The organism is Alkalibaculum bacchi (assembly GCF_937875145.1).
Lineage (GTDB): Bacteria > Bacillota > Clostridia > Eubacteriales > Alkalibacteraceae > Alkalibaculum > Alkalibaculum bacchi_A.
Genome location: NZ_CALNCS010000038.1, coordinates 1 through 6,605, shown reverse-complemented (window position 1 = coordinate 6,605; position 6,605 = coordinate 1). Strand labels below are relative to the sequence as shown.

Below are 6,605 nucleotides of genomic sequence, written 5' to 3'. Positions count from 1 at the left end.
CCCAACACAGTAGTAAAAGATAATTATTTGTTTATTTTTTCATGCGATAGCCGTGTAATCAAACTCTTTTATATCAATCACTTCCATGACGATCATGTTATTTTTTTGCTAATAACTAGTCATAATTGTGCATTTTAATAATTGTAAAAAAAGTATAAAATCATATCAAACCTCAAACAATATCTATCATCATAATAAATCATCATTAAGGGAGGACTAAAATGAAATTAAAAAATAAAGTTGCTATTGTAACAGGATCTACATCTGGAATGGGAAGAGCTACAGCAGTATTATTTGCTCGAGAAGGAGCTAAAGTAGTCATTTCTGGTAGAAATGAGGAGAGAGCAAAAGAAATCGTAAACCAAATCAAAAGTGAAGGCTTTGAGGCTATGTATGTTCTTGTAGATACATCAGAAATTGATAACATGAAAGTTTTGTTTGACAAGACGATGGAAGCATACGGAACAGTAGACATTCTATTTAATAATGCAGGAGCACTTAGTACAAAACCTGTACCTGAAGTTTCTCTTGAAGAATGGAATAATGTATTCAATATAAACGTAACGTCTTCATTATACTTAACACAATTAGTTGCACCTGTCATGAAGGAAAAAGGCAAAGGTGTAATCATTAATACATCTTCTGTAGCAGGTTTTGGTGCTCACCATGGTTCTGCAGCTTATGTATCTTCAAAACACGCTATGAATGGTCTTACAAAATCTATGGCATGGGAACTAGGTCCTGAAATTCGAGTAAACGCCATTGCACCAGGTTTAATACATACAAAAATGGTCGATGACTTTGGAGGTCTTGGGGTCTTAGAAGGAATGATTCAAGGCAGTCCTCTAAAAAGACATGGTGTACCAGAAGATATTGCCAATGTAGCATTATTCTTAGCAACAGACGACTCTTCTTTTATAGATGGTCAAGTTATCAAAGTAGACGGTGGCGTAGAGATATAATTTTATACTTTCTTATAGTAAAGGACCATTCATTAAATGAGTGGTCCTTTTTATTGTTATAAATATTTTGCACATCTTTTTTATATTCTTTTACACCCTATAACTGAAAGAATCCGACCATTTCATCTAGTTGTTCTGCACTTCTTTTATTTTCCATTGTTTGATGTAATACATCGTCTATTTTCGAAGAAATATCAGTTATTCTAGTTGCTATTTCCGTTGTGCCATGTGCTCCTTCCTCTGTTGCTGTTGTAATTTCTTCGATAGCTAGTTTTATTTGCTGTATTGTTTCGTATAATTGCTCTGAAATGGTATTAATTTCAGTCACTATTTGATGTATTGTATCTGCATCTTGATTATATTGAATGCTGGTATCTACGAACATTTCGTAATCATTTACTACCTGATTATCAACAAAGTCTAGAAGCGCCTTCGAATCTTGCACAACACTTTCCACTGCTTCGGAAACATTGTATGTAACGTCATTAATTCTTGATACTGCATTTTTAGAATTTTCAGCTAACACCCTGATTTCATCTGCGACGACTGCAAATCCTTTTCCTGCTTCACCCGCTCTAGCCGCTTCAATCGAAGCATTTAATGCTAGTAGATTTGTCTGAGAAGTGATTTGTAAGATAGCCTCAGAAAGCTCTTTAATTTCTTCTATTGCTTTCGTCTTTATTATAGACTCTCGTAATTGAGTATTGGTTCTATCATAAATATCTATTGCATTTTTCTGTGATATTCCGGTTTCTAATTTAAGCTTTCCTGCTCGTTGTTTGATTTCATTTGATAGTTGCTCTCCATGTAAGGTTCTTTCTTTCATGTTTGACACTTCATTTTCTATTGCATAAGTAGATGCATTCATTTCTTCTGTTGATGCAGATGTTTCTTCCATTCCAGCTGACAGTTCTTCTGTTGTTGCTGATATATCTTCAATATTTCCATGAACTTCTTTCATTCTTGTTAATGATTTATCTGCAATTGTTTTTACATTTTCCGATTCTGCTTGAATATTTTTAATGATACCTGCAAATTTCATCTGCATATTTTGCGATGATTGTGCAATTACTCCTACTTCATCCTTTCTATTTAATAGTTTTTCTTCAAACTGGAAATCGAATTTTCCTTCTTCCATAAGTTGAAGTCTATTCTGAATCATATTGATTCCTTTAGCGATAGTATTTCCAAGAAAATACGAAACAATTATTCCTGTAATCATTAATGCTCCTGCTAGAAGCACAATCATTATGACAGTAGCATTAATCGTCTGTGAAACTACATCAGTATATATTCCTACAAACCACATTCCAATGATCGCATCATTGCTATCCTTTAGAGGTATATAATATGTTTGAGCTGACTTTCCTAAAATATTAGCCGTTCCAGAATAGGATTCTCCTTGAATAAGAACCTGCTCAATCACCTCATCTGAAGCTTGCGTTCCAATCATACGTTTTCCACTTTCATCCAGAATATTGGTGGTGATTCTGGTATCATTCTGGAATATAGTAGATTGCACACTGGTTCCTTTTGTAAAATCATCAAGCACTTCATAATTTTCATTAATTCGTACATCACCTTTGTAAAGCTCTCCGTTTATAACGGACCAATCGCCATCATACGCAATATCAAATAACTGCAAACCCATATTGGAATAATTTTGTAATTCTTCAGTAGTTTTGGAAAGAATAAGATCATTTACCTTAAAGTTTGTAAATGAGACTATTGATAATGTTAGTACCACAATAATACTAACTGATACTAGTACGATTTTCCATTTGATTTTCATTTTGTGTTCTCCTTCATCTTGAATTCTGCATTATCTATCCTCACTACATAATTTAAAGTGTTTTTGGAACTACATAGTAGTATAGAAATGCAGATTTTATCTTTGCTTGTCATATATTTATATCGGCACTTTGTTCATATTTTTAACGATCCTTTAATTATTACCAGGACTTTTATTTAAAAGTAAGCAATAAAAAATGCAGGTCAGGTCCACAATGTGGCCTGAGTCTGCATATATACACTAATGTAGCAACAAATCTTTTATGTAAATAGATTAAAAACTGTACATCCCTAGTTCCCTTGGTATATAACCGTATAAAAAATATTCTATCGCCACATCTACTACAACCGCTAAATCTTCTGCATTATAATAATCTTCTATATTTTGATCCATCAAGATATTAGCTGATGCATCAAATTCTTCGTCTTCATCATAAAATACAAACAAAAAATTTACATTTTTCATAAAGTCAAAAGAAAAGGACAGGTCGCCTTGTTCTAGGAATTTTGCCTTTACTAACTCAGCATTTTTTCGGAATACTTCTTTGTTTTCACTATACAATTGAGATAATCTTAAAATCGTTCTCTTATAAAAATTAGGATAGTAAATTTGCCCATCCTTTATTTCTTTATACGTAATGTATTTTCCTGTTAAAGAAGTCCCCTTTCCATTGACTAAATACCTTACAATAATGGTCTTAAGCACATAAGAAGTAATCTCTTCTCCTGACGCGGTATATACCTTACCACTTGGATAAAAGACTTTATAGGTTTCCTTCATCATTTCTAATACAAAGGATTTGTTCGTCTCATTATAAGGAATTCCTAGTGTTGTGGCAATTACATTAGGGTCCATTTTTGAAAACTTGTCTACAATATAATCAAAAGGCACTTTTTCTTGATGCTCGCGCATTTTTTTCTCCCCCCGCTGTATCTATTTCTATATTAGAAAAGTTCTATTTTTTGACTTAGCTAATATCTAAACCTTTTTTATATATAAAGATTGAATCTTTGACCCATGATACTTGACCCTATCACTGGTCGCTGAAATTTTATAGCACTTTTATTGATTTATGCCATTGTACAGTTTGCGATATCGATCTAATTCTCTCTTCAACAGATTTGGCGTATCCAACTCGTAGGGGCATCTACTCTTGCATTTCCCACATTCAATACAATCATTGATTTTCTCCATTTTTTGAGCAAATTCTTCTGTAAGATAAGGTTCTGCTGGAGATCTCGTCATAAGTAAGCTGATTCTAGCACTTTGGGGGATATCGATTTCAGCGGGGCATGGTAAGCAATAGCCACAACCTCTACAAAAATCACCTGATAAACCCTCTTTAGACTTCTCTATTGCGTTTTTTAAGTCTTCATTATACAATGGTGGATTATTTGCTAAAGATATAAATTCTTCTAATTCACTAAGGCGTTGTATGCCGTAAATGGGCACTACATTTTCGTATTGTTCCATAAAACCAAAAGAAGCCCGGCTATCATTAATAAGGCCTCCCGCCATAGCCTTCATAGCAATAAATCCAGTATCTGTTCTTTTACACTCTTCTACTAATGCGATCTCTTTCTCTTGTGATAATAGAGAAAAAGGAAATTGCATAGTCTCATAGAGACCTGATTTCACTGCATCAAATGCCAAATTCAGTCGATGATTTGTCATTCCAATATGTTTTATTTTACCTTTTTCCTTTTCCTTATAAACGGCTTCATATATATCTTCTGAAGGAAGCTCATCAGGATTATGGAATTGAAAAATATCGATATAATCTGTTTGTAAACTCTTTAGGCTTTGATCAATATTTTTTAAGATTTTTTCCTTATCAAATACTTGGGATTTGGTAGCGATAACAATCTGATCTCGAACATCATGTAATGCGTGACCGATTTTCATTTCACTATCTGTGTACATATTTGCTGTATCGTAAAAATTTATTCCACTTTCAAAAGCCCTTTTTAGTATAGCATCGGATTCCTCTATACTTATTCTTTGAATGGGCAATGCTCCGAATGCAGTTTTAGACACATAAAGCCCTGTACGTCCTAATCGGATTTTTTTCAATGTTTTCACCTCACTTAAATTATATACTAATTTATATTATATATGGACTTATCGTGGAATTCCAATACTAAATACAGTAAAAGCCGAACGGACTCGCCTGTAGGCGAAATAACAAGAGATTTTTCGTCGCTTGGCTCCTAATATATGACGAAACATAGAACTCATACCTGAAACGCCTTGGGCGTTTCAGGTTCCACAGAAAGTCTTGTATGAGCAGCTCGAAGCTGGTGGCAAGGTGGCGTATTCTTTTTGATCTGGGTTGTAATCATATGGTTTTGATAGAACATCTAAAAGTTTTTTAATTACATTAAAATCACCTTTTTCAGCTGATTCGAGAGCTTCTTCCACTCTATGATTTCTTGGTATAATAGCTGGGTTGTTGTTTTTCATAAGATCGATAATAGATTCTTTACTTTGACCTTGTCTCTCTAATCTGCTTTGCCATTTTTTATGCCACTTTATAAATTCCGACTTATCCTTTAAATCCATCTTATCGATTTGATTAAAGGTTAAGAATACAAAAGTATTTGTATAGTCTGCCTTGTATTTATGCATTATAGAAAGAAGTTCCTTTACTAAAGATTCATCTTCAGACTCTGTATTTACTAGTCCTAGTTTTTTTCTCATCCCCTCTAACCACTTTATATGATATAATTCATCATATTTTTCAATGGCTGTTTGGGCAAGCTCAATAGCCCTGTCCTGATTTTGATCTATTAAAGGCAGCATAGCCTCTGCTAATCTACATAGATTCCAATTTCCAATAATAGGTTGATTTTCATATGCATATCTGCCATTCGTATCAATAGAACTAAATACAGTTTTAGGATCATAAGTATCCATAAAAGCACATGGTCCATAATCGATAGTCTCGCCACTTATGGTCATATTATCTGTGTTCATAACTCCATGAATAAAACCAACTAATTGCCATCTGGCGATGAGTTCTGCTTGCACTTTACAAACCTCTTCTAGAAGTGTAAGACTCGAATTGGCACTGGCTGCTTGGCTTGGATAGTGGCGTTTTAAAGAGTATCTTACCAAAGCATCTAATTCTTCTCTTGACCCATACTTTGATGCAAATTGAATGGTCCCAACTCGAATATGACTTGAAGCCACTCTAGTAAGAATTGCCCCTGGTAGATTTTTCTCTCTACGAACGGTCTCACCAGTTGTCACTACTGCCAAGCTACGAGTGGTTGGTATACCTAGATAGTGCATCGCTTCACTGATGATGTATTCTCTTAACATAGGACCAAGTGCAGCCCTACCATCCCCTCCCCTCGAAAACTTCGTCCTGCCACTTCCCTTTAATTGAATATCAAATCTTTTTCTTACAGGGGTTATTTGTTCTCCTATTAACATAGCCCGTCCATCACCGAGGACGGTAAAATACCCAAATTGATGACCCGCATAAGCCTGTGCAATGGAGAGTGCGCCTAGAGGAAGTGCATTACCAGCTAAAATATCGATTCCTTCTCCCCTCTCTAAAGCATGTATATCTAAACCTAATAAATTTGCTACAGACTGATTTAGTATGATTAATTTAGGTAAATTTATTGGATTTACCTCTTCCTTGGAATAAAAAAACTCTGGTAATAAAGCATACGTATTATCAAAATTCCAGCCTATTTCTAAATGTTGATCTTTTCCCATAATTTTTCCTGCTTTCCTCTGATTTTCTAAAATATATACTTAAACTTAATTTGAACACTACAAAAATTTAATATTTTTATTATATGCTTCAATTATACCTTTATCCACTATAGTCAAAACAA

General features: G+C 34.1%; 5 protein-coding genes. 1 reads left to right on the top strand and 4 read right to left on the bottom strand.

Annotated features, from left to right (window positions below):
• Window positions 1-221: 221 nt before the first annotated feature.
• The gene (locus tag Q7P22_RS02640) at window positions 222-962 is read left to right on the top strand and encodes an SDR family NAD(P)-dependent oxidoreductase (protein WP_303860289.1); all 741 of its coding nucleotides are present in this window, start codon (window positions 222-224) and stop codon (window positions 960-962) included.
• Between the two features lie 97 nt (window positions 963-1,059).
• Here the strand turns inward: Q7P22_RS02640 and Q7P22_RS02635 are convergent, their stop codons facing one another.
• The 4 genes from Q7P22_RS02635 to Q7P22_RS02620 all read right to left on the bottom strand — a co-directional run bounded on the left by Q7P22_RS02635 (window position 1,060) and on the right by Q7P22_RS02620 (window position 6,483).
• Window positions 1,060-2,754 carry a methyl-accepting chemotaxis protein gene (locus Q7P22_RS02635; RefSeq protein ID WP_303860287.1) on the bottom strand — a complete coding sequence of 565 codons (1,695 nt, stop codon included), beginning with the start codon at window positions 2,752-2,754 and terminating at the stop codon, window positions 1,060-1,062.
• Between the two features lie 273 nt (window positions 2,755-3,027).
• Window positions 3,028-3,666: a DUF3786 domain-containing protein gene (locus tag Q7P22_RS02630; protein ID WP_303860284.1), complete on the bottom strand. Its 639-nt coding sequence runs from the start codon at window positions 3,664-3,666 to the stop codon at window positions 3,028-3,030.
• 150 nt (window positions 3,667-3,816) lie between these two features.
• Window positions 3,817-4,827, bottom strand: a complete 1,011-nt coding sequence (locus Q7P22_RS02625) for an aldo/keto reductase (RefSeq protein WP_303860282.1) — start codon at window positions 4,825-4,827, stop codon at window positions 3,817-3,819.
• A 186-nt stretch (window positions 4,828-5,013) separates the two neighbouring features.
• Entirely contained in the window at window positions 5,014-6,483 is a 1,470-nt protein-coding gene (locus Q7P22_RS02620; RefSeq protein ID WP_303860280.1) for a YdiU family protein, read from the bottom strand.
• Between the last annotated feature and the right edge of the window lie 122 nt (window positions 6,484-6,605).